This window comes from Paraburkholderia sp. Ac-20336 (genome assembly GCF_017105025.1).
Classification (GTDB): domain Bacteria; phylum Pseudomonadota; class Gammaproteobacteria; order Burkholderiales; family Burkholderiaceae; genus Paraburkholderia.
In genome coordinates this window covers 1-1,082 of sequence record NZ_JAAGPS010000303.1, presented here as the reverse complement: position 1 = coordinate 1,082, position 1,082 = coordinate 1, and the positions used below count along the sequence as shown (strand labels likewise).

The window sequence follows — 1,082 nt, the reverse complement described above, 5'->3', positions numbered from 1 at the left end:
CGGCGCTTCTCGATTTCGGCGAGGCGGTGATTGAGCGCCTCGATCAGCAGCGCGCGGCGCTTCGGGTTGTCGAGCAGATCGTCCTGCAGATACGGATTGCGGCGCACGACCCAGATGTCGCCGAGCACTTCATAGAGCATGCGCGCCGAGCGGCCGGTGCGGCGTTCGGCGCGCAGTTCGGCGAGCGCGTCCCACGCATCGTTGCCGAGCAGGCGGATGACGATTTCGCGATCGGAGAACGACGTGTAGTTATAGGGAATTTCGCGCAGACGCGCTTCGGGATCGGCAGCCACCGCAGCGGCGGCGCCGTGCGGATCGAAAACTTGAGGTGCGTTCATGTTTGGACGACTCGGTAGATCAACCGGGCGCGCTCGTAATGACGAGGCGTCGGCTGACGGTGCGCGTGGGGCGCAATGCCTGGAAATCTTCTTTCTAGGGGAAGGGGAGCGAGCACGACCGGCGGCCTACCCACGCCAGTCGCTTCGCGGCACTCAGATACAGCTACACGATCGTGCGTGGCGGACATGACGCTCTGCCGCGGGACAAGATTCGCGCGGGACGGGCATCAAGTGGGCGATCCGAGGCTGCCAGTGCATCTTCCGATCCTTATTCCAAACCGGAATTCTACCGCATGATGCCGCCATGCGTTGACGGTGGAAGTCGGGGCGATGGCGGCGGCCCGGGCGTTTTCGAGGCGAATCGGCGAGCGTTTCACATGCGGTTGACTTACCGACCGGACGGTTGGCAAACCCGATGCGTGCGGCCTCGATACCGCTTGCGGCCAGGTTGCCGGATGGTTGCGGGACGGTCACGGCAGCGCGGCGGCGCGGCGGCGCGGCGGCGCGGCACGCGGAAAGGCCAGAGCAAACACCGTTGGCGCTATCATTGACGTTTTCCCGTCTGACACAGCGCACCGCGCCACCCGCATGGCTTCCCACGACTACCTGAAAAAGACCCTGACCGCGCGCGTCTACGACGTGGCGCGCGAGACCGAACTCGAACACGCGCCGAACCTGTCGGCGCGGCTGCGCAATCCGGTCTATCTGAAACGCGAGGACAACCAGCCGGTGTTCTCGTTCAAG

The 1,082-nt window shown here is 64.9% G+C and carries 1 protein-coding gene and 1 pseudogene; one reads left to right on the top strand and one right to left on the bottom strand.

Annotated features, from left to right (window positions below):
• A partial coding sequence (locus tag GXB81_RS31160) for a DUF3683 domain-containing protein (protein WP_167050538.1) occupies window positions 1-338 on the bottom strand: 338 nt, incomplete at its 3' end.
• A gap of 588 nt (window positions 339-926) precedes the next feature.
• On the opposite strand from GXB81_RS31160, the pseudogene GXB81_RS31155 reads away from it, so the two are divergent.
• Window positions 927-1,082: pseudogene (locus GXB81_RS31155) on the top strand (threonine ammonia-lyase, biosynthetic); the annotation flags it as partial.